The following is a 1,485-nucleotide window of genomic DNA, read 5'->3' on the forward strand; positions in this document are numbered from 1 at the left end:
CGTGACGACAACAACTCGGACAAGAAGCCGGAGTCCCCGGTTGTCACGCCTGGTGAGAGCACCACGGTTCCGGCTGACGGTGGCGAGCACCCGGTTGGCAAGGTTGAGAACCCGAAGGGCGATGAGACGGGCAAGCTGGTCGATAAGGACGGCAATGAGATCCCGGGCTCTAAGGTTGAGATCGATGAGAATGGCAACGTTAAGGTGACGGTGCCGGAGGGCACTGATCCGCAGGATGGCAAGGTTGTCATCACTGATGGTGAGGGCAACCCAGTCGGTGAGATTGATGTCAAGATCGTTGATCCGGACACTGACGCAGGCAACAATGTTCCGAACTACGGTGATCGTAAGAACGTCGAGGCTGGTGCATCTGAGCAGTCTGATCCGTTTGAGGGTAAGACCGATGTTCCTGTGAAGGACGCAACGGGTAAGCCGTCTGAGGGCGCTGAGGATTGGACCTTTGACACTGCCAAGGATTCCGGTGTGGTCACGGCAACGGCTCCGACTTACGAGAAGGTCGGCGAGAAGATCGACTCTAAGCTGCCGGAGATTGATAGCAGCTGGGAGAAGTTCAAGGAGATCTTCACTCCGTATGTTCGTCCGTCGGTAGAGGTTGACTTCACCTACGAGGATGACTCTAAGAACTCGGCAACCGCTGGCTTCGACTTGGTTGGTAAGGACGGTAAGTCCTTGCTGGATCCGGACGGTGACTTCGATGGCGACGGCACCTCCAACAAGGAGGAAATCGAGAAGGGTACTAACCCTGCGGATGAGAACTCTAAGCCGGGTACGGAATCTGAGGGCCCGAGCATCGATAAGGGTTCGAAGATCGATGAGGTCCCGGCTGACGGTGAGTCCAAGAAGCTGGATGACAAGGTCAAGAACCCGACTGACGGTATGAATGGTGAGGTTATCGGCGAGGACGGCAACCCGATTAAGGATGCGACCGTTGAGATTGACCCGAACACCGGTGAGATCACGGTGACCGTCCCGAAGGGCACTGACCCGCAGGATGCGACCGTTGTTGTCAAGGACAAGGACAAGAACAAGGTCGGTGAGATTGACATCAAGATCACCGAGCCGGAAGGCAACGGCTCTTCCGACGGGTCCGGTTCCTCTGACCTGTCTTCGAAGCCGAACCAGCGTTGCATTAACACTGGTTTGGGTGTTGGTATCCCGCTGCTGTTCCTGATTCCGGTTGGTCTGGCTTCCCAGATGAACATTCCGGGTCTGTCGGACTTTGTTGCTCCGATTAACAAGCAGATTCGGGATCTGAATACTCAGCTGCAGAAGCAGGCTGGTGTGTTCAACGGTCCGCTGGCTGGCAAGATGGCTGGCATCGATGCGCAGCTGAAGCGTTTCGGTGTTGACCACCAGCAGGCTGCTGGCGCTGTGGCTCTGATTGCTGCTGGTGCTCTGGCTATCGGCCTTATCGCAGATGCTTGTGCGCCGGGTGCAGGTTCCTCTAACGGTTCCTCCAAGTAA

General features: G+C 56.4%; 1 protein-coding gene. It reads left to right on the top strand.

Features of this window, described 5'->3' with window-relative positions; all coding sequences use genetic code 11:
- Positions 1 to 1,485: hypothetical protein (locus HMPREF2896_RS12865; RefSeq protein WP_168165693.1), on the top strand; the 1,485-nt coding region annotated here is incomplete at its 5' end.

The organism is Corynebacterium sp. HMSC069E04 (assembly GCF_001813175.1).
GTDB classification, from domain to species: Bacteria; Actinomycetota; Actinomycetes; order Mycobacteriales; family Mycobacteriaceae; genus Corynebacterium; species Corynebacterium aurimucosum.